Annotated in this window: 18 protein-coding genes; 12 read left to right on the top strand and 6 right to left on the bottom strand. The window is 65.7% G+C overall.

Annotated elements, in window-relative coordinates; translation table 11 throughout:
* Positions 1–67 precede the first annotated feature (67 nt).
* On the bottom strand, positions 68–1,576 hold the full coding sequence (locus tag KO481_RS10485; protein ID WP_215916864.1) for an MFS transporter: 1,509 nt from the start codon (positions 1,574–1,576) through the stop codon (positions 68–70).
* An 87-nt stretch (positions 1,577–1,663) separates the two neighbouring features.
* Between KO481_RS10485 and KO481_RS10480 the strand changes: the two genes are divergently transcribed.
* Positions 1,664–2,341 (top strand): TetR/AcrR family transcriptional regulator, encoded by a 678-nt coding sequence (locus KO481_RS10480; RefSeq protein ID WP_215916863.1) that lies wholly within the window; start codon positions 1,664–1,666, stop codon positions 2,339–2,341.
* 1,095 nt (positions 2,342–3,436) lie between these two features.
* Positions 3,437–3,745, top strand: a complete 309-nt coding sequence (locus KO481_RS10475) for a hypothetical protein (RefSeq protein WP_215916862.1) — start codon at positions 3,437–3,439, stop codon at positions 3,743–3,745.
* A gap of 753 nt (positions 3,746–4,498) precedes the next feature.
* Here KO481_RS10475 and KO481_RS10470 read toward each other — a convergent pair.
* A complete protein-coding gene (locus KO481_RS10470) occupies positions 4,499–5,431 on the bottom strand; it encodes an esterase/lipase family protein (protein ID WP_215916861.1) in 933 nt (310 codons plus the stop codon).
* A 112-nt stretch (positions 5,432–5,543) separates the two neighbouring features.
* On the opposite strand from KO481_RS10470, the gene KO481_RS10465 reads away from it, so the two are divergent.
* Complete coding sequence (locus tag KO481_RS10465) at positions 5,544–6,089, top strand: TetR/AcrR family transcriptional regulator (RefSeq protein WP_215916860.1); 546 nt, start codon at positions 5,544–5,546, stop codon at positions 6,087–6,089.
* 67 nt (positions 6,090–6,156) lie between these two features.
* Here the strand turns inward: KO481_RS10465 and KO481_RS10460 are convergent, their stop codons facing one another.
* Positions 6,157–6,483: a hypothetical protein gene (locus KO481_RS10460; protein ID WP_215916859.1), complete on the bottom strand. Its 327-nt coding sequence runs from the start codon at positions 6,481–6,483 to the stop codon at positions 6,157–6,159.
* 112 nt (positions 6,484–6,595) lie between these two features.
* Between KO481_RS10460 and KO481_RS10455 the strand changes: the two genes are divergently transcribed.
* A complete protein-coding gene (locus KO481_RS10455) occupies positions 6,596–6,820 on the top strand; it encodes a hypothetical protein (protein ID WP_245400729.1) in 225 nt (74 codons plus the stop codon).
* Positions 6,821–7,673: 853 nt separating this feature from the next.
* On the opposite strand, the gene KO481_RS10450 is transcribed toward KO481_RS10455, so the two are convergent.
* A complete protein-coding gene (locus KO481_RS10450) occupies positions 7,674–7,982 on the bottom strand; it encodes a hypothetical protein (protein WP_215916858.1) in 309 nt (102 codons plus the stop codon).
* A 447-nt stretch (positions 7,983–8,429) separates the two neighbouring features.
* On the opposite strand from KO481_RS10450, the gene KO481_RS10445 reads away from it, so the two are divergent.
* Entirely contained in the window at positions 8,430–9,899 is a 1,470-nt protein-coding gene (locus tag KO481_RS10445; RefSeq protein ID WP_215916857.1) for an MFS transporter, read from the top strand.
* 652 nt (positions 9,900–10,551) lie between these two features.
* Positions 10,552–11,385, top strand: coding sequence for an isocitrate lyase/PEP mutase family protein (locus tag KO481_RS10440; protein ID WP_215916856.1), 834 nt, complete (start codon positions 10,552–10,554; stop codon positions 11,383–11,385).
* Positions 11,386–11,555: 170 nt separating this feature from the next.
* On the opposite strand, the gene KO481_RS10435 is transcribed toward KO481_RS10440, so the two are convergent.
* Together KO481_RS10435 and KO481_RS10430 are read right to left on the bottom strand one after the other, a co-directional pair.
* Positions 11,556–11,786 carry a hypothetical protein gene (locus tag KO481_RS10435; protein WP_215916855.1) on the bottom strand — a complete coding sequence of 77 codons (231 nt, stop codon included), beginning with the start codon at positions 11,784–11,786 and terminating at the stop codon, positions 11,556–11,558.
* Between the two features lie 103 nt (positions 11,787–11,889).
* Positions 11,890–12,522, bottom strand: coding sequence for a TetR/AcrR family transcriptional regulator (locus KO481_RS10430; protein WP_245400728.1), 633 nt, complete (start codon positions 12,520–12,522; stop codon positions 11,890–11,892).
* A 630-nt stretch (positions 12,523–13,152) separates the two neighbouring features.
* On the opposite strand from KO481_RS10430, the gene KO481_RS10425 reads away from it, so the two are divergent.
* The 6 genes from KO481_RS10425 (at position 13,153) to KO481_RS10400 (ending at position 21,479) form a co-directional block, all read left to right on the top strand.
* Positions 13,153–14,106, top strand: a complete 954-nt coding sequence (locus KO481_RS10425) for a DNA-3-methyladenine glycosylase family protein (protein WP_215916854.1) — start codon at positions 13,153–13,155, stop codon at positions 14,104–14,106.
* Positions 14,103–14,705, top strand: a complete 603-nt coding sequence (locus KO481_RS10420) for a hypothetical protein (RefSeq protein WP_308166487.1) — start codon at positions 14,103–14,105, stop codon at positions 14,703–14,705. The genes KO481_RS10425 and KO481_RS10420 overlap by 4 nt, the downstream gene beginning before the upstream one ends.
* A 514-nt stretch (positions 14,706–15,219) precedes the next feature.
* Positions 15,220–15,414 (top strand): hypothetical protein, encoded by a 195-nt coding sequence (locus KO481_RS10415; RefSeq protein WP_215917394.1) that lies wholly within the window; start codon positions 15,220–15,222, stop codon positions 15,412–15,414.
* A gap of 127 nt (positions 15,415–15,541) precedes the next feature.
* Positions 15,542–16,963, top strand: coding sequence for a dihydrolipoyl dehydrogenase family protein (locus KO481_RS10410; protein ID WP_215916852.1), 1,422 nt, complete (start codon positions 15,542–15,544; stop codon positions 16,961–16,963).
* A 5-nt stretch (positions 16,964–16,968) separates the two neighbouring features.
* On the top strand, positions 16,969–17,370 hold the full coding sequence (locus KO481_RS10405) for a RidA family protein (protein ID WP_215916851.1): 402 nt from the start codon (positions 16,969–16,971) through the stop codon (positions 17,368–17,370).
* A gap of 830 nt (positions 17,371–18,200) precedes the next feature.
* Positions 18,201–21,479: a protein kinase domain-containing protein gene (locus KO481_RS10400; protein ID WP_215916850.1), complete on the top strand. Its 3,279-nt coding sequence runs from the start codon at positions 18,201–18,203 to the stop codon at positions 21,477–21,479.
* The last annotated feature ends 79 nt before the right edge of the window (positions 21,480–21,558 follow it).

Below are 21,558 nucleotides of genomic sequence, written 5' to 3'. Positions count from 1 at the left end.
CCGCCCGCGGCCTGTCCCCGCCAATCGGCGGAGTCCGCGGGTCTTCGACGATCTCCCAGCAGCCCGCCTACGACCTCGTGACACCGCGGTCCGCTGTGCTGGTCTGCGGCGTGTGGGCCGCCCGACGCCGCCCCGCGAACACCGCGATCACCGCCATGATCGCCATCAGACCCGCGCCGGTGGCCGTCGCGACATGCAACCCGTGGACGAACGACGAGCGTGCGGCGTGCGCGAGGGCCGTATCGCCGCCGGCGTGCAGCAGCGTCTCCCCCAGCGTCGGCGCGTAGTGCCCGCCGGACCGGAACACCAGCGCCGCAAGCGATCCCAGCAGTGCCAGGCCCAGGCCGTTGCCCAGTTCGAAACTGGTCTCGGAGATGCCGACGGCCGACCCGGCCCGCTCGGGCGGCACCGAGGACACCGAGACCTCCGACACGAGGGTGAACATGATGCCGTAGCCCATCCCCGCGATTGTGGAACCCGCGATGTACCAGCCGATTCCGCCGTCGACGCCGAGTCCGACGAGCATCAGGGTGCCCGCGGCCGTCGCGCTCAGCGCGGTCACGAACGCGGCGCGCGTGCCGAGGCGCCGGGCCACCCGTGCGCCACCCATCGAGCAGGCGAAGACCGCTGCTGCGGCGGGGATACCCAGCACCGCCGCGGTGAGCACGTCCTTCCCGGCCACCGACTGCAGGTAGGTGCTGACGAGGTAGCTCGAACCCGCCAGCGCCATCATGCCGATCGTCGAGGTGCCGATCGCTACCGGAAACAGCCCGCGCCGGAACAGGCTCAGGTCCAGCAGCGGTTCGGCCAGGTGGCGCTGCCGTCGCACGAATGCCACCAGCACCACCAGCCCGAATACGCCGAGCACCACCGCGAGCGCGTCGATTCCCTCGGCCGCCATCCGTTTGATCGCATAGATCACCGGCAGGATTCCGGCGATGGACATCGCTACGCTCAGCAGATCCAGCGGCCCTCGCGCGGCCTCGCGATGTTCGGGCAGGACGAAAGGACCCAGCGCCAGCAGCACCAGCAGCACCGGCGTATTGATCAGAAAGACCGAGCCCCACCAGAATTGATGCAACAGCAGACCGCCGATCAGCGGCCCGGCCGCGGAGCCGCCGGCGAAGAAGGCCGTCCAGATGCCGATCGCGGCGGCGCGGCGGCGCGGATCGGGAAACAGGCTCGAGATCAGCGCCAGGCTCGAGGGCAGCAGCGTGGCCCCGCCGATCCCCATCAGCGCCCGCGCGGCGATCAGCACCGCCGCACTCGGGGCGAAGGCCGCCAGCACCGAGGCCAGCCCGAAGACGCTCGCCCCCGCCAGCAGGATGTTCCGCCTGCCGATCCGATCGCCCAGATTGCCCATCGTCACCAGCAGCCCGGCGAGCAGGAATCCGTAGATGTCCAGGATCCACAGCTGCTGGGTGGCATCGGGATCCAGGTGCACGGTCAGCGTCGGCATCGCCAGGTAGAGCACCGACATGTCCATCGACACCAGCAGCACCGGGAGGATCAGCACGGCAAGGCCCAGCCAGGCGCGCCGCGTAGTCGCGGGCACGCCGGTGTCGATATCGATCATCACCTATCCTTCGAGTCGTGCGTACGACGTACGCGGTAATCTGGGTACAGCGTACGCAGCCCGTCGGGAAAACGAAAGCGAGTTCATATGGGCACATCGCGCAGCGAGCCCGACACCAAACTCACCCGCGCCGCCATCGTCGACGCGGCGATCGCGCTGGCCGACGAGGCCGGGGTGGACGCGGTGTCGATGCGGCGCATCGCCGACCGGATGGGCGCGGGTGCGATGTCGCTGTACCGGCACGTCCCGAACAAAGACGCGCTGCTGGCCGAGATGACCGATGAGGTGGCCCGGCGCAATCCATATCCCGATCCGGAGCCGGGCTGGACCTGGCGCGACCGGGTGCGCATCGCCGCCGACATCGATTGGCGGCTGTACCAGGAGCATCCATGGGTGCTGTTCACATTCGCCGTGCCGAGGTACAACTTCGGCCCGTCCAGCCTGGCCTGCCTGGCGTGGCTGGTAGACGGATTCGGCGAGCTCACCGGCGATCCGCACGAGGCCACCCGGATGTCCCTGTCGGTGTGGAGCTACATCGCCGGCATCGCGCTGCAGCAGGTCAGCGCCTCGATGCTGGCGCGGCGGGACGGCGATCCGGAGGAGACCTCAGGATTGTCCGCGCTCTTGGAGGGCACGCCGCGGTGGCCCACGCCCACGGCCCTGGCCGCGCTCGAGGGCACCGGCCGCGGCGATCTGCTCGATCCCGCCCACCTGCTGCGCTCCGGCCTGGATGCCATGTGTGACGGTTTCGAATCGGGGCATTGATCGGTACCGACCGCCGAATTCGTGCGGGCTCGACGCGCCGCACGTGGAGTGTCACACAAAGGAGTTGATCGGCCCGCCCCGATTAATACGCGTGCGCGGCATCGTCTGCACCGACGCATCCCGTGCGGCCTCGCACAGTGCGCGGATCCGCACGCACCGCCGAGACTCCAGGAGTTGAGCTACGCCGACGGCGGCCATATCGTCGGCGTCCGCCGATACTTCACCCCGACATCGGCAGCAGCATCGAATTCGACTGTCGCGACACCTAACCCGGCACAGGCCGCCCAACCTCAGGAGATGCGGTGACCACCAAACGATCACCCAACCGCAGTCGGCGACGCTCGACCGCCCTGACCACCCTGTGCGTGGCGGTCGGACTCACAGCATGCTCGGCCCCGGCCCACGACTTCGGCGAGCACGACCACGGTCCGGGAATTCCAGCCGGGGCGAGGATCGGATCTCTGCCACCACTGCCGGCACCATGGAATTCTGCAACGCGGCGACCCGGCCGCAGTGGCAATCGCTGCGGTCCAAGCCGTCTTCGACTGGGATCCCGAACGAGGCGACCCCGGCCCGGAAATTGCGGCCCGGCGGGCAGCGCCCCTGTTCATGCTCCGGGCGGCTGCCCAGTACCAGCCGTATCCGATTCCTCGGGCCACCTGCCAGGAATGGATGGACGAACACGCCACAATTACCGCAGTCACGGCGATCAGCTCCGAAGAACATCCCGCCGACTCCACAGTTAGCTGGCAACGCAAGACCGCCACCACCCTGACCGTAACCGCACCAGCAAAGGCGTCAGCCACCTGGACCGTGGTCAGTCTTGTCACCGAGCAGAAGCAGCCATTGTGGACGACTTCAGCGCTTATTCATCTCGAATCCCACGACCAGGCTCGCGATCTTGATATCGGCGTAGGCGGGCAGGCGCCCAGGCGCGCAGCCCGGATTTCGGCTGACATAGGTCCTCCGCGATGTGGGCAGGATTGCCCTGGCCTGCGCGTTTGCGACCGGACAGCCTTGCATGTGCGGTAGCTGAATCGGTATCCCGATGAGACTCTGCATTCGAAGTTCTTCTCACTGACTGCTAGGAATGCGATGACCAACGCGACTCTGTCCCCGCCCGCCATCCATCGGTCCGTCGGGACCCGACTGCGTGGGGGCGGTGTGATCACCTCGGTGCAGGATATGGTGCGTGCGCTGCCTGCCCCGATCCTTCCGGGGGACACCGTGCGGGCCGCCACCGTGGGCGATCTCGCTTCCGTCCACGTCATCGATTCGCGCACTGTCGCCGTCGTGGCCCGCCGTGACCGCCATATTCAGCCGATCGTCGCAAGGATCGCCCAGCATCTGCCCGGCCTCGACGTCACCGTCATTCGCAGCGCGATCACCGTCTCCATCGCCTGACCCACCCCGGCCACCAGCAGGTTTGTGGAGGGATGCTCTGCTGAGCGTGGGGCGATGGAATGCTCATCGATTCGATCTCGAGCGTGTGTGAGTCGAGGTGCAGCAGCAGGGATCGCGGCGGCGCTCTTGCCCGGCCTGCCGGTTCACCTGCACAGCGAGGAATACCGCTGGATCACCGGCGGCGCGGTCGCTCCGGTCGGCGGCGTGCGCGACTCGCTGCGCGACCGCCCGCTCGAGCGGTTCGACCTCGACGGACCACCGGTGCTGACCTTTACCCCGCAGCCGCGACCTGTTCGGCGACGGCAGTGTGGTGCTTGTCGATCTGGCCGGTCACACCTGGCCCGCCACACAGTGACCATCGTCCCCACCCACGATCACGATGCGAGCAGCCGGTTCATCACCAACGGATCGATCCCACGTGATCGGTCGCCGAGGTTGCGTGTCCTGCGGTCAAGCCCAGCGCGGGACAGTCGTGAATATCATTGCTGCATGGTGTAATCGATCCTCCTGCACACATTCTGGCGCATCAGGACTCTCACAACCGATGGACCTGCTCACCGGGTTCCAGTCAACTGTACGAAGCGATGCAGTCAGCAGTGGTGAACATCGGATTCTGTTGTGCTGGATCAACTCTCGTGCCAACCCTACCGAACAACGCTGTGCCGGTGGGCCTATGTCTCGAGAAACGATCTGGTCGGCGATCCGACTCGCTCGGCTGAGGCCGAAAGACCGCTGTGGAGGCGCCGAATCCGATCAGTGGCCGGCGAGACCGACGAATGGCAACACCGTGGTACACGAAACCGGCTGCGGGTGTCCGGGATCCAGAGCATTGCGCACGACGGCGACTGCGACCGGATCGTAGGTGAGTTCGAGGTGATCGGTGTAGTCGGTCGGGCACAAGTCCTGCACGACGACATTGTGCGCGTTGGGTGCATCGTCGATCAGGCCGGTGGTGTATGGGGTCGCGATCTCGTCGTACTTGGTGACGATGGCGGTGAAACGCACTCGGGGCGCCACCCGTGGATCCGGGTTCAGGATGTGCAGAAACGGTGACCCGGGAGTGAGCGCGCAGGGGCCGCAGATCGAGGTCACCTGCTGGTGGGCGCCGACCACGTCCATCAGCGCTCCGCCCGCCGTGGCCGCACCACTGACGGTGGAACCGTGGAGTGAACCGGCCATACTGACGAGATCGGAGACCTTCGGCGCACCGCCCAGATGGTTGAGGTAGTAGAAGGCGACGGCGCCGCCGTTGGAATGTCCCACCAGCGAGACCTGGTCGGCGCCGGTGGCCGCGCGGACCCGGTCGATGAAGGCGGCGACCTGGTGCGCGCTGTCCTCGATCGGGGTGAGGGAACCGAATACCGGTCCGAGGAAGCTGGTGCCGTAGGTCAGGCTGAATACGCAGTACCCCTCCCGGGCCAGCACCGGCGACATCGTGTTCCAGGTGAGGGTCTGATTGCTGAAGCCATGTATCAGCACGACGGGATGCGGATGGCCCGGGCCGGGCCGACAGGCCCAGTTGTTCGCGGCGGGTGGCGCCTGGCCGGGATCGGCGGCCTGTGCGGCCGCCGCGCTGGGGTAGCTGTAGGTCGGATCGGGCCCCAGGGCGGGTGCGGCGGTCGCGGTGCCGGCCGCGATTGCCGTCAACGCTGTGGCAACGGCAGTGCCCAGTCTCGCCAAATACATCGTTGGTCTCCATGTCGAGAGGTTCGTCGGCTATCCTGTAACCTATGACCGACCGGTCGGTCACAGGTTAGCGGGTGGACAGTGCCCGCGAAAGAGGAAGTGAGAATCCACCTTGCCGCGTTCAGCCGAGCCAGGTCGCAATGCCCTGCTGGCAGCGGGAGTCGATGTCGCGGAGCGGGAAGGGCTGCGCGGACTGTCGGTGAATGCGGTGGTGGCCGCGGCAGGGATGGCGAAAGGCAGCTTCTACCACCACTTTGCGAATCGGCGCGGGTATGTCGTCGCACTGCACGGCGCCTATCACGAGCAGTTGACCCAGGTGATCACCGCTGCGATCGCGGAGCTCGAGCCGGGGGCACGGCGGCTGCGGGTAGGGATGGCGGCCTACCTCGATGCCTGTCTGCACACTCGGGGGACGAAAGCCTTTCTCGCGCAATCACGCACGGACACCGATCTGATCGACGAGGTGGATGCCCGGAACCGGGTCTTCGCCACGCTGATCGAACCGGACGTGGCCTCGCTCGGCTGGACCGATCCCGCGGCTGTCGCACACCTGGTGATCGCGATGGTGGCCGAGGTTGCGCTGGCCGAACTCTATTCCGGCGGGCGGCGGGACGAGCTGCGGGCGGCCGCCATGGCACTGCTCCAACGCCGACCCTGAGTGCCGGACTATCGTCATTGACCCGAGGTAAACCGTCACAGCCCACCGCGGCAGATCCGAGCACAACCTACACACCGCGCTGCGATCGCTGTTCCGCGGACTCAAACGCGAGAAGAGAATCTTCACCGACCCCGCCCGCGGCCTCGTGCGCCACTACGCACGCCACCTTCCCAGACCACTGCCCACCGACCGGCTCCGCCGCCTGCTCGACCCCCTCGACCATCCCCGCGACAAGCTCGCCGTCGCCCTGGTCGCAATCCACGCCCTCGGTGTCGACGAACTGCGCAATCTCCACCTCGATGACCTCGACCGCAGCGCCGGCACCCTCACCATCGCGCGAGCCCACACCCACCGCATCATCCTGGACGAAACGCTGATGACCCTTGCCTACCACTGGCTTACCTATCGAGCCCGGCGTTGGCCGGCCACCAGCAACCGTCACTTGTTCGTCAGCGACTACACCGTCAAGGGCGACGCACCGATGAGCCGATACGGCTGGTTGGCGTGTGGTGCTCGATCCCACGGTGGAGATCCGCCACCGCGAGGGCGGCTCGACACGCCACGCGCCGTTCCGGAAGGTCCGCAACCATCACCGCAGTGCGCTGCGGTTCTACATCGACTACAACCGAGGCCGCCCGTGGATCGTGCTGACCCCGGTTGTCGCGGCGGGATTGGTTCTGCGCGGCGCGGTCTCGGTGCTGCGTACTGCGATATCGCAGCGCCGGGACTGACAGCTTCCCCATGCCGCGCACAGTGCGAGCGCAACGCGTTTGGGTTCGATGATGTGTGCTGGTCGATCAGGGCCCATCCGAGCACCCAGTGCAGGATCTCCTCGTGATGGCTCGCGGTGGGCCGACGGTCCCAGGTGGGTAGGTCGCGGATCGCGACCGACTGCGGCGTTCTTCCTGGAGCAGGCGGGGGTGGGTACGCAGGAGTTGACGGACCATCCTGTCGGGCAGATACCCTGACCTCGAGCAAGGGCCGGCCGAGGTGGATGATTCGCGGATATCCCTGTGCCTCAGTGTATTTGGGTGGTTAAGTGATTAAGCTGGCCAAGGCCATGACTGGCATGGTGTGCGGGGGTCGTTGCGATGTAGCGTGGCGATCCATCCGTCCGAGGTGCCGTCTGGGTGGACGCACAGCTTGCGAACGCAGCCCTCGAGCCGGAAGCCGTTCCGCCAGGCCGTCTTTGCCGAGGCCCAGTTGCCGACTACGGCAACTGGTCGAGGGTAGATATTCGAACCCTGCAGTATTCCCCTCCGATTCGGGCTGGGGCTCGGGCTCAGAAGGGAGTGTCTGGCGCGTCGGTTTCGCCGGAGGAGGCTGGGACAGAAAGGGCTCTCGTGGCATATCGCGGAGAGTAGGGGTGTCCAGGTGTCGATCTCATGACGGGGCATTTGGGCGGCGTGTTCGCCGAACAGCGTTGATGTGCCGTCGTCGCTGATGAGGAAGGTCGCGCTATTGTCTTCCTGCTTGACGAGCAGTTTCGAACCGCGCGCCATGCGGCTATGAGAGTGCGGTAACGAGTGCTCGCTCGAAGAGTTGGGCCGAGTCTATTCGGAGCCTTGTTCCTCGCGAGCAGCGTTATAGATCTGCCCCATCTTCGAGATCTGCCCCATCTTCGTCAGAGATGCTGATCCCTTGCCAAAAGTTCACACGCACCCCCCGCGCGGTCGGTGTCGTGTCTACTACATAGTGAGCGACCACGCTGCCGTTGACGTCCTCTACCTCGATGACGCTCGGGATAACGGACCCGCCGGTGGCGACGAAGACCGGTTTGCCGTCGCGGTAGTGCACCGACAGCGTGGCCGCGGTCTCCGGTTCTGGTTCGGTCGGGGATACGTCGACTATCTGCATGGTGGGGTTCTCCGGTCCCGGTTTCCGTTCGGCCATCACATGCCTCCCGCGTAGATCGAACGACGATCAACAGGGTATTGCAGGGCGAATTACCTTGTGCAGCAATGGATTAATTCGGGCGGACGTCCGGTTTTCGGCATGAGCGCTCACCCGTTGCAGCTGTGGCCAGCGCACGAGTGCAGCGTGTACGGCCTGACTCCCGACGACGGAGCCCAGCATCCGTCTGCGCTGGTTGTGCCATCGCCGACTTCCGCCACCGACAGCGAGCGACGACAGCCACGAGCCCATTCAAAAGCTTGTGCACGACATAAAGCCGGTAAGCGCGCGGCAGGTGATGCCCAAGGCATGACCTGCGGGTTCGGTGAATCGTTGACGATCGACGCGCGTCATGGCACAAGACCGCTACTACCAAGCTCTTTGGGTTTGACAGCCCAAAAAAAGCACGTAAAGTGGGCTGCGAAACCCAATCGAGGAGAGTATCTCATGACGGTGCAGAACGAGTCCGACGCGCGTGACGGCACGCTCATGCAGGCATCAGGCACCGGCGCCCCCGCGTCCAGGCCAGCGCCGAACACACCTGGAAATCCCCAAGAAGGACACCCCCGCCGCTGGGCGATCATGGGCGTGCTGAGCACGGTCGCATCCATGGCCCTGCTCGACTTCTTCGTCGTGAACGTCTCCCTGGACGGAATGAGCCACTCCTACCCGGGATCGGGCATATCCGCCCTCTCCTGGGTGCTCAACGCCTACGCGATCGTTTTCGCCGCCGCCCTCGTCCCGGCCGGGCGAATCGCGGACCTCTGGGGACGCAAACGGGTCCTGCTTACCGGGATCGCCGTGTTCACCGCCGCATCCGTCCTCGCCGCCGCCGCACCCGACCTCGCAGTACTGATCATCGCCAGAGCCATCCAGGCGGTCGGTGCGGCGATGATCGTCCCAACCACCCTCGGCCTGCTGCTGCCCTCGTTCAACAAGCGCCAGCACACCCTGGTCGTCGGACTGTGGGCGGGCACCGGAGGCGTGGCCGCCTCCGCCGGACCGCCCATCGGCGGCCTGCTGGTGAGCATCTCGTGGCGGTGGATCTTCCTGATCAACCTGCCGATCGGCATCGCCACGATCATTGCCGGCGCCATCCTGCTGCCCGAGATCCGGCAGCCCAAGGGAACCCGGCTGCCCGACCCCGCCTCCGTGATCGGCCTGTTCGCCGCGGTCGGCCTGCTGATCCTGGCCACCGTCCAGGGGCCCGCATGGGGCTGGGGCAACTCACGCACGATCGGCCTGTTCATCGCCGCGGCCGTCGCCGCCGTAGCGACCCTCCAGCGCACGCTGCGGGCCGCCTCGCCGGTGATCGAGAAGCGGCTGTTCGAAAGCCGCATCTTCACCGCCTCCGCCGTCGGTCTGATCCTGTTCTCCACCGGCTTTTCGATCTTCCTGCTCGGCGGCGCGCTGTTCATGCAGAACATCTGGCACTACTCCGCGCTGCGCGCCGGCAGCGGGATCGCCCCCGCCCCTGTCGTCTCGATCGTCTTCGCCGTCCTGGCCGGACCGATCAACAAGCGCTTCGGACGCGTGCTGCCGACCGTGACCGGAACGCTCGCGATGACAGTTGCCGCCGTCATCTGGCTGCTCACCGTGAACACCGGCTCCGACTACTGGACCAGCCTGTTCCCGGGGCTGATCGCCATGGGCATCGCTGGCGGGCTCACCTGGGCCTCGATGTACGCCGCGGCCGGAACCCTTCCGCCGGACCGCGCCACCACCGGCAGCGCTGTGCTCAACATGGGCCGCCAAATCGGTGCCGCCATCGGCATCGCCCTGCTGGTCGTCCTGACCGTAGGTGGCGACCCCATCGCCGACTACCACCACGCCTGGATCCTGCAGGCAGCCCTCGGGGTCCTGGCCGCCGGCACGATCATCGCCTTCGGCCGCCAGAAGAAGGCTCGAGGGTGGTAAGCCTCTACTGGGGATGGGTGGGGTTCAACAAGCTCCACAACGCCATCAACAAGGCCCGCCCGGCGGAGTTTCCCGAGATATCCGCGGCACTGGCAACGCTGCGCGAACTCGCCGCGATCCTGCCCGACCGTGCTCAGCCTCGGCGCAGCTCGGCGCCCCCCGATCGGACCCCGAGTCGGCGGGCGCAGCAGCGCTCAGCGTCAACATCACCAGCAGCAGCCAGCAAAAAACGCGCCGGACCGCCCGTCGCGTCCACATGCTGGACAGGGATCGGACCGACGGGTAACGCCCCCTGCTCATATCGGCACAGGTCACTCCTGCACCGGGGCAGGTGGTGCGTGCCGTGAGCTCTGTTGCGAGGCCTCGACGCCCAGGTCGGGGCTTTCTCGCATTCGGCGCGGTCGAAGTCATGCCGGCAGGTCTGCGTTGACCGCTTCCGGAAGTCGTGCGGCGCTCAGCCCCGACATAGGGTGGTCTCGTGCCGGAGCTAACGTTGAGGAAGCCGCCGAGGTGACCCCGGCTTGGCGCTCAGGCCCAGGCAGTACGCGGCTGCAGCGGGGACAGCCGGGCACGGTTGGGGACCGATGGTCCCGTCCGATCCTGCCCCGGCGCGCTGAGGGCCGTCGGGTATCCACGCTCGAGGAGGACGGTCATGGCGAATCCGGATATGTACGAGCGGTTCCTCGACCTGCACCTGCGTGAGGGCGGGTTCGTGATGCCCAACGCCTGGGACGGGCTGTCCGCGCTGCTGCTCGAGGCCGCCGGTTTCGAGGCTATCGGTACTTCCTCGGCGGCGCTTGCCTCGGCGCTCGGGCGGCTCGATGGGCGACACGCGGTCAGCCTCGAGGAGCACCTCGAGCACGCCCGCCTGCTCGGCCGGCTCAGCGCGCTGCCGATCAACGGGGACTTCGAAGACGGCTACGGCGAGCGTCCGGCTGATGTAGCGGCGACCGTGAAGGCCGCGATCGAGGCCGGGCTGGCCGGAATCGGCATCGAGGACACCTCTGGTAACCCCGACTCTCCCATCCGCGAGTTCGACGACGCCGTCGCCCGCGTGCGCGCCGCCGCCGAAGTGGCCAAGGGCCGGATCATGCTGACCGGCCGCACCGACAACTTCATCCAGGGTCGCCCCGACCTCGAGGACACGATCCGGCGGCTGACCGCGTTCGCCGAAGCCGGCGCCGACGTGCTCTACGCCCCCTACCCGCCCAACATGGACTCCGTGGTCGCCATCGTGAAGGCCGTCGCCCCGAAACCGGTCAACGTGGTCGTGAGCCCGGCCGATGGACCGGTCACCGTCGCCGAACTCCAGCGTGCGGGAGTCGTGCGCATCAGCACGGGCGCCGCCCTCTACACCCGGGTCATGGGCGCGCTCCAGCAAGCCGCCACCCAACTCGCCCATGGCGATATTGGAGCAGCCACCGACGGAATGTCCTTCAGCCAGGCCCACCAGCTGATCGCAGACGCACAAGGGGATGGGGAATGAGCGACGAGCCGGACATCGAAACCAACTGAGCGCCCGCTAGCTCCATCCGGATCAGTACAGGTACATCGCCGGCTGCGGGCAGATCCTGGCGCACGGCTTCACCGCAGCCCTGCCCGAGTTCCCGCTGTGCGACGAGAATGCAGTTCCAAGAGGTGATCGCGACCGGTCGTTCATCGACTCGGCGGCGCACCACGCGCGCATCCGCCTCCTCGGCGACCCCGACCGACGCTTCGGCCCAGGCCCAATCCCGCCGCGATCTCGCGCCGCTGCCGCAGGTCCTTGTCCCTGGCCGAACCCACCAGGTCCTTGCTGAACAGGTGGGTCGAGGCGAACCGGGATACGACGACCGTCGACTTGCCCGAGGCCTGCAAGCCGACGAGGACCGCGAGTTCCAGTTCCATGCGGCAAGTCTGTCGCGCGCCAAGCGATCCTGCGGCCAGGCTCGCAAACCTGGCGTGTGCGCTCGAGCCCGGGTATGTGCGCGAATTCCGGTGGGATGCGGCCTTACGCAGACTTCTTGCGGGCGGCGAAGGATGCCACGTAGGCGAGGGCGCCGTTGAGCGCATTGCGCAGCGGGGTGACGTCGTTGGCCGCCTGCGTCAGCAGCATGCCTCCCTGGAAGGCCGCCATGAGCACGTCGGCCAGCTGGTCGGGGTCCGCGGTGCGGCGCAGCTCCCCCCGCTCACGCATGGCGCTCAGGCCGCGACGGAACAGGTCCTCCCACAGCTGGAAGCCCTCGTCTATCTCCTCCCTGGTATCCGGATCGGTCTTAAGGATCTCTCCGGCCAAAGACCCATAGCTGCAGCCGCCTCGGCACACCTCCTCCCGCTCGATATAGGAGTCGGCCCACAAGCGCAGGGATGCGAAGGAGTCGAGCCCGCCGAGCTGCGGGATCTTATGAAGGTCGATGATGCGGTCGGCCCGCCACGCGATCACGGCACGCACGAGGCTCTCCCTGTCGCCGAAGTAGTGCGAGAGCTGGGACCCGCTCACACCGGCCGCCTTGCGCACGTCCTCGTTGCTCACGCCGTGCACGCCGTGCTCGTAGATCAGCTCGGCGGCTGCCTCGACGATCCGCGTCCTGGTCGCCAGGCCCTTCGGCGTCAGTTTCGACATCGCCTCGATAGTGCTCGTCATACCAGCTATGCTACTCCCAGAATTGGGCTTGAAAACCCATAAATCTTGGCGTCTACTAGGCGGCACGGCCCAAAAAAATGGGTCTTCCAGCTCAAATCTCGATGCGAGGAGCGCGACCGATGACCCGCTCCGAATCGAAACCGTTCGATGTGGGCGTTCCGCTCTCGTGCCGCATAGGCCGGTCGATCATCGGAACCACAGAGTCCCAGGCCGAGGCATGGCACCACACCGTTTGGCCGATTGATCTGCGTATCCGGTGTGAGACGGTCATTGCGGCTTGAGCGCCGCGTCGAACACAGTGCCTACAACAGGGCAGTTCAGGAGACGAGCCGCATGAACATCCCCCAACCCGCGAACGAAGCCATCCCCCAACCCTCGAACGAAGCCATCGCCCGGCCGGGCGGTCGCGGCACCAAGGCCACACATGAGGCGGAGCAATCGCGGCCTGGACCGACGGAGCGTGCCCATACGGCCCGGACTCTCCTCGAATCCACCGCTCTCACTTTGCCCGATGTCGCGGCGCTCGCGGGATTCTCCGGAAGACGGGCCATGGCCTCGTCCCTGACAGCCACGTTCGGGGCGGCCCCACGGGTCCTTCGAGCTCAGGCTCGAACCAGCGGAACCTCCGCGATGCCTGGCGAGGTGACGGTACGCCTGGGCTTTACCGCCCCCATGGATTTCGCCCACACGCTGGCATACCTGCGGCTTCGAACCGTTCCGGCATTCGAGAGCATCACCGACACCGCGTATACGCGTACGATGCACACCGCCGGCGGCCCGGTGCGCTTCACACTATGGGACGCAGGCGATGCGATCGAATGCCACCTCGAACTGCGAGACACACGCGACATCGAGGTGGCTTTGCGCCGGATCAGGTTCCTGCTCGACCTCGACGCGGACCCGGTCGCCATCGATGCGCTGCTGAGCAGCGATCCTGCGGTGGCCGCATTAGTCCTCAAACGTCCGGGCCTACGATCGCCGGGCGCCGTCGACGGCTTCGAGATCGCCGTGCGGGGCATCATCGGACAGCAGATCTCCGTTCAGGCCGCACGCATGCGCCTGAATCAGATCGTGACCGACTACGGGTCGGACGCCATGCCGGATGGTCTCGCCAAACTGTTCCCGACACCCGCACAGTTCGCCGCCATCAACCCCGAGGCGTTGGCGATGCCCCGCTCGCGGGCACGCTCCCTGATCGCGCTCGCCGAGACGTGCGCGTCGGGAGGCTTGACGCTCGGGCCCGAGGCCGACCGCGACGCCGAACACGCAATCCTGCTGGCACTGCACGGCATCGGGCCCTGGACCGCCGAATACATCCGGATGCGCGCCATGGGCGATCCCGACATCCTGCTCACCACAGATCTCGGGCTGCTACGCGCCGCGCAGAAGCGCGGCATAAGCCTCGAGCAGCGCCGCGCCGACATCTCACCCTGGCGCTCCTACCTGTCCAACCACCTGTGGGCCGCGCACCCACCGCCCCCCGGCTCGCCGCACAGCCCCCCGACGACCGAGGCAGCCAGGCGTAGCCCCACCGGGGTTCGTACCGAGAGGACATCAGAACCATGCCTTACCGCAACCGGGTGACCCCCCTGGGAGAGATCACCGCCATACCGCTACGCGGCGCCTGGACCGGCAATCGCGGGATCATCCACAAAGGGCACGAGATCGTGCGCCTGCACGGCGGGGACCTCTGGATAACCTGCGGGCTGGAGTTCAACGGCCGCCACGTGGAGCAGTGGAAACCGCACCGCCGGACTTGGTTGTTCTTCTACGACGAGGCCGTCTCGTTCGCCGCCGGTCATCGCCCGTGCGGAGAGTGCCGCCACCGCGACTACACGGCCTTCAAAAACGCCTGGCCGCGAGAGAGCGGCGACGAGGGACCGCCGAGCGCACGGCAGATGAACCGGCGCCTGCACGCCGAACGCATGATCAAGGGCACCCGGCGGCGGCGCCTTCACGACCTGGAATGGCACACGCTTCCGAACGGGGCCTTCGTCCTGCACGACAGGACACCGGCACTGGTGCTGGACTCGGAGCTAATCGAGTGGACCGAACGCGGCTACGAGAACCGCTGGCCTCGCCCCGCGCGCGGACAGGCCGAGGTCATCACCCCGCCCGCGATCCTCGCGATCCTGCGCGCGGGCTACCGCGCCCAGATCGACGAGTCGGCCGTCTCTCGCTAAGGACCACCCTGCACTCCAGGCCCGGCCCGGCGCAAGACCGCTACTACCAAGCCTTTCACCTGCACCGTCACAGTCGGCGCATGCGCTTGACACTCCTCAGCATCCTCCAAGTTTTTTGGGTTTGACAGACCAAAAAAATCCATTAGAATGGGTCGTGTAACCCAATTATGGAGAGCATCTCATGACGGTACAGAACGAGTCCGAAGCGCGTGACGGGATGCTCATGCAGCCACCAGACACCGGCGCCCCCGCGCCCAGGCCGCCGCCGAACACGATCCGGCGATAACGAACACATCAGGGCGCCCGCTGCTGCAGGCGGTGGGCGCCCTGGCGCTACCCCCAACGAGTGGCCCGGCACGTTCACTACATATTCTTCCAGATCACATGTTCTTCCAGATCCTGGACGCAGTCGCCGAATTCGAGCACGCCCTCACGGGGTTCCGATAGTAATCGACGAGAATCCAACGAAGTTCGGCATATCCCCCGGTAGGGATGATTTATCGGTGACACCTCTTTGAATCCGGGTGTCACCGCCGACAGCACCTTCAGCTCCGGTTATTCTGACATCCGCCCGATTTTCGGCGAGTACTACGGCGACCCCAAGCGCGAAGAGTGGACCGGCGCGGCAGATCCGAACCGGCCCGACTGGTACGCGGAGTACATGGTGGCCGAAGAGGCCGAGACGGAGCTCTTCAATGAATCTGTATGACACCGACGGCGAAACCGATATTATATGTTTGCTGGGGCGCGGCAGTTGCATGCTGGTCTACATACACATGTGAATCGCGTACTCCGTTCCGAAGTGCGAAGCGAATTTTCGAAGAGAGCAGGTATCTATGCCTGAGACAAAAGAATTCGACGTTGCCATCATCGGCGGCGGCACAGGTGGTGCGCATGTTGCGCCCTATCTTGCGGCCGAAGGGCTCAAGGTCGCTTTGGTTGAGGATCGCCTCATTGGCGGCGAATGCCATTACTGGGCATGCAATCCGACGAAAACACTGCTTCGTCCGATTGAGGTCTTTGCCTTAGCGAAAGCCGTTCCAGGCGTGCGCGAGACGGTGAAAAGCGATCAGCCGGACATAGCTGCGGTTTTCGCTAAGCGAGACGAAATCATCAACCATCTCTCCGATGACGCGGCCGTGGCCGCATTCAAGCAGGCCGGCATCGAAGTAATCCATGCTCACGGGCGGCTATCGGGGGAACGGCAGGTCACGCTGACGTACGCCGATGGTCATGAGGACTCCCTCCATGCCAGGCATGCGGTCGTTCTTGTGACCGGCACCCGCCCCGCTATTCCCGACATACCAGGCCTGGCCAGCGTACAGCCGTGGACCAATCGCGATCTATCGGTCATGACGCACGTACCGCCACGCACTCTGGTGGTCGGCGGCGGTGTCGTCGGCGTGGAATTCGCGACCATCCTGGCCGGCTTGGGCTCCGATGTCACCCTATTGGTGCGCGGAAATACCCTACTGCATAACTCTGAACCCGTCGCCGCCGAAATGGTCGCTGAATCTCTGCGCCGCAAGGGTGTAAAGATTCATTTCGGGACTCAGTTGTCGGCGGCATCACGCCCCGTCGTCGACGGAGCCGTCACCGCCACCTTCGGCGATCAGCGCATCGAAGTCGACGAAATCGTGATGGCCACTGGACGGTTGGTCAACACCGGCGGCCTCGGCCTGGACACGGTAGGGCTGCGCGACGGTGACTTCGTGCAGGTCGACAACCATCTGCAGACCATCGGAGTCGACGGCGACTGGCTGTACGCAATGGGTGACACCACCGGGCGCGCAATGCTGTCCCATATCTCTCAGTACCACGCCGTGATCGTCGCCGACGTGATTGCTGCCCGTGCCCGAGGCCGCGAGCTCGGCAACGACGAGTTGATCGCCCGTGACGCGAGCAACCTTCCACAGGTGATATTCACCGACCCACAGGTGGTCGAAGTGGGGCGCACGGAAAGCCAAGCCTGCGCAGACGGCTTCGCGGTCACTACGCGCCCCGCCCGATTCCCGGAGGCGGATCACACTCTCGCCCTACAACGCGATGGCTTCGATGCCTGGGCGAAACTTGTCATCGACGCAGACACCGACACACTGCTGGGCGCAACCTTCGTCGGGCCACAGTTCGCCGAACTAGTCCAGGCGGCCACCCTCGCCGTTGTCGCCAAGGTACCGGTGGATGTACTTCGCCATGTCGTGGCGCCGCATCCGTCGGTCAATCAGATATGGAACCCACTGCTCGCTAGGGAAAGGTAACAAGCATGGAACGGGAAATCATCCGGATCGAACCCATCGACAGCAATTTCGAGAAGTGGGGCGCGCCGGTGTCGACCTGCACCCGGGCCGGCAACATGGTGTTCGTCTCGGGCATGCCGCCTTTCGACCCCGACACCGGGGAAATCCTCGCGAACGCGCCGTTCGAACACCAGGTCGAGCTCATCCTCACCCAGGTGAAGAAGGCGCTCGAGGCCGCCGGCTCGGACCTCGACCATGTGCTGAAATGCAACGTGATGTGCATCTCGGCCGACCGCTTCAACACTTTCAACAAGGTCTACAAGCGCTTCTTCCCGAAGAACCCGCCTGCCCGCATCTTCTTCTGCGTACCGGAGTGGACGGGCCCCTTCGACATCGAGGTCGACTGTATCGCCGTCACGAAGGACTGACCGCGTGGGCCGCCGAGCAGCGCGGGAAGCGCTGAGCGCAGGCGGGCCATGGCGAAGCCGAGGAAGCTCTGCGTCTTGAAGGGAAGCGTGTCCCGCCCCGCAGTGAAGTGTCGTGGCCGCGACTGCCGCGTCGGCGTCTCGGTCGCATAAAGGGGTCCCGGTAGTAATCGGGGTCGCCGTGGTACTCGCCGAAAATCGGGCGGATACCGGAGTAACCGTAGCTGAAGGTGCTGTCGGCGGTGTCGCCCGGATTCAAAGGGGCGTCACCGATAAATCATCCCTACCGGGGGGATATGCCGACCTTCGTTGGATTCTAGGCGGTTACACTACCTGAACCCCGTAGAGGTGCGGACGTCACCGAACGGTACGGCTCAGGCAACCGAAGTGCACCCGACTACCCGCTCGTCTGCATGAGCGCGCGTTCGCTTGACACGCCCAGACGGGGCGATACATGCCGTCAGTGACGTCAGATTTGGCCGATTCCAGTGGATCTGAGCTTGCCAGTGCCGCCGCGGGCAACGCCAGCCAGAACAGCCCGCAGCGACCAGGCGCCGGACGGCATGCCTAGCCAGAGGTTGAACTGCTGCTCGGTATTCCGAGAGGACCGCTAACGTGTTCGTCTGCCGACTGAGTGAACCGATCGACTACGTCGAGGGTTCGGCGCCACTTCACAAATGGATCGACGACAACCCCGATCACCTCACCTGGTCAGACCCTCACGAGGTGTTATCCCCGATTACCGTGTGGTTGCGGTTGCGTGGGATACGTTGGGGGGTTGTCCGTCAGCGAGCGCCTTTTTCGGTTGCTGTGGATATGGTGGTGGATTATTGATGAGTAAGGATGATCCGTTTCAGACGTTTCGTGACGAGTTTGTGCCGGTCGCGGACGAGTTGAGTGCAGCCGGTTTCGAGGATGCCGAAGAGGTCGGTCGGGGTGGTTTCGGGGTGGTGTATCGGTGTACGCAGGCCTCGTTGGATCGGACGGTGGCGGTGAAGGTATTGACCGCCGAGCTGGATCGGGAGAATCAGGCGCGGTTCGTGCGGGAGCAGCAGGTGATGGGCCGGTTGACTGGTCATCCGAATGTCGTCACGGTGTTGCAGGCGGGTACCACTGCGGGTGGGCGCCCGTTTCTGGTGATGCCGTATTACTCGTTGGGTTCTCTGGATGTGCGGATCCGTCGCTGGGGGCCGCTGGCGGTGGAGTCGGTGTTGTGGGTCGGGGTGAAGATCGCTGGGGCGCTGCAGAGCGCGCATCGGTTGCACATCGTGCATCGGGACGTGAAGCCGGGAAATATTCTGCTCACCGATTACGGTGAGCCGGCGTTGACGGATTTCGGTATCGCCCGCATTGCGGGTGGGTTCCGGACCGGGGCGGGGACGGTGACCGGGTCTCCGGCGTTTACCGCGCCGGAGGTGCTCGAGGGGCGGGTTCCGACTCCGGCGGCGGATGTGTATGGGTTGGGTGCGACGTTGTTTTGTGCGTTGACCGGGCATGCGGCGTTCGAGCGGCGTACTGGGGAGAACGTGGTGACCCAGTTTCTGCGGATCACCACCGAGCCGGTGCCGGATCTGCGTGACAGCGGTGTTACTGATGATGTGTCGGTGGTGGTGGTGGCGGCGATGAGCCGTGATCCGGGTGAGCGGCCGTCGGCGGAGGCATTGGGGGAGGCGATCCGGCAGGTGCAACGGCACCACGGGTTCGGTGTGGATGAGATGGCGTTGCAGGGTGAACCGGTCCCGCAGCGCCGCGACCACGAACCACAGACACGGGGATGGGACCCGCCACCGGTGGTGGTGGGTCGTGGTAGAGCGGGTAGCTTGCCGTTGGAGCTGACCAGTTTCGTGGGGCGGCGCACCGAGGTGGCGGAGGTGAAGAATCTGCTGGCCTCCTCGCGGCTGGTGACCCTGACCGGGGTCGGTGGGGTCGGCAAGACACGACTGGCGCTACGAGCCGCCGCGGCTGTGCGGCACGATGTCGACGACGAGATGTGGTTTGTCGACCTGGCCAATCTGTCGGATCCATCGCTGCTGATAGAGGTGGTTGCAGGCGCACTGGGCCTTCATGATCAGTCGACACGGCCATTGCACGAAGTCGTGATCAACTATCTGTCCGCCCGGCGGGCGCTGCTGGTCTTGGACAACTGCGAGCAGGTGGTGGTGGCCGTGGCGGAGTTGGTCGAAACACTGTTGCGGGCATGTCCGAACCTCCGGGTCCTGATCACCAGTCGGGAACTGTTGGATATCGCGGGGGAGGCGGTGCTGCATGTGCTGCCGCTGACGGTTCCGGATCCGGGCCGGGCACCATCGTTGCGGGGACTGCCGCGGTATGACGCGGTGACATTGTTCGCCGACCGCGCCGCCGCCGCGGTGAGCGGCTTCACCCTCGGCGAGAACAATGTAGCTACCGTGGCCCGCATCTGTGCCCGCCTGGATGGGTTGCCGCTGGCGATCGAGCTGGCGGCGGCGCGGATGCGGATGATGTCGCCGGAGCAGATCCTGGGGCGGCTCGACGATCGGTTCGCGTTGCTGACTCGAAGCAGCCGCACCGCGCCGACGCGGCAGCAGACACTGTGGTTGTGTATCGACTGGAGCTATGAGTTGTGCACTCCGGACGAGCAGCGGTTGTGGGCCCGTTTGTCGGTGTTCGTGGGCGGTTTCGAGCTCGAGGCCGCGGAGCAGGTGTGCGGATACTATATGGCGCCGGGCAGCGTGCTCGATGTCTTGTCTTCGCTGGTGGACAAGTCGGTCCTGATCCGGGAGGAATCCGATGCCGTCGTGCGGTTCCGGATGCTGGACACCGTGTGGGACTACGGTCGGCAGAAGTTGCAGGAGTCCGGCGAAGCCGATCTGCTACGGCGTCGGTACCGCGACTGGTATCAGCGGTTGGCGCTGGACGCCGAGGCCGAGTGGGTCAGTGATCGCCAGCTCGATTGGGTCGCGCGCCTGGAACGTGAGGAACCCAATTTGCGGGAGGCGCTCGAATGCAGCCTGGCAGAGGACACTGAGGGGGCGGCCGAAGCCGGACTGCGCACCGCCGGTGCGCTGTGGCTGTTCTGGACGTACTTTGGCCTGCTCGGAGAAGGCCGGCGTTGGATCGACCGCATCCTGGCCCACCCGAAGGTCTACTCGATACCCGACCGTGTCAAGGCGCTGCACACCGGCGCCGTGATGGCTGCAATCCAGGGTGACCTCGAAGCGGCAGCCGCCTTGGTGCAGCACGCACGCGCGCTCGCCGAGCAAGCTCCCACTCCGGAAATCCGAGCGCTGGTCGACTATGCCCAAGGCTATCTGGCGTTCTACGAGGGTGACCTCGCCTCGGCCTCGGCCGCCCTCGAACGCGTCATCGAGGTGTTCGGCGCGAATCCGCGAGAGTCTCGGTACGTCGGCGCTTTGATCACTCTCGGTTTGAACCATGCCATGCACGGCGACCCCGCGCGAGCGATCGAATATCACGGGAAAGTACTGGCGATCACCGAGAAATACGGCGAAACGGTGTTCCGGTCCACCGCGCTGTGGGCCCTGGGCACCGCGGTATGGAAGCAGGGCGACCGGCGACGGTCTCAAGAACTGCTCACCGAGGCGCTGCGCATCAACCGGCGGGTGCGCAGCGCTATGCTTGCCGCGCAGAGTCTCGAGGCGCTTGCCTGGATCGCTGCTGCCGATGGGGCTGCCGAGCACGCCGCCGTTCTGTTGGGAGCCGCGGGCGAACTGTGGCAGTCCACAGGTAACATCCTGTTCGGCGTCCCGGAGCTGTTGGCCTACCACGAGGAATGCCACCGGACGGTGCGTGCCGCCCTCGGCGCGCGCGGATTCGTGGCGGCTTTTCGGCGCGGCCAGGTGAAGGGCATGGATGCCGCGGTGGCCTATGCACTCGGGGAGCAGCCCACCCACGCCGCGCGCCCGTCGGGGGAGTTGACCAAACGCGAGCGGCAGGTCGCGGAACTGATCGCCCAAGGCCTGACCAACAAGCAGATCGCCGCGAAACTGGTGATCGCGCAACGTACCGCTGAGGGGCATACGGAACATATCCTGTCCAAGCTCGGATTCACCTCCCGCGCTCAGATCGTGGCCTGGGTCCTGGAAGACGCTGAGCAATTTAATGGCGCATAGCCTTGCCGTAGCGGACGTACTGCGGCTGGTACCCAGGCAGGGCCTCGGCAAAGTCGTGTTTCAGCAGGCCAATAGCAGT

The sequence above is a fragment of the Nocardia albiluteola genome, assembly GCF_018860155.1.
Lineage (GTDB): Bacteria > Actinomycetota > Actinomycetes > Mycobacteriales > Mycobacteriaceae > Nocardia > Nocardia albiluteola.
Note: the sequence above shows the minus strand (reverse complement) of the source record. Positions and strands in the feature narration are given on the sequence as shown.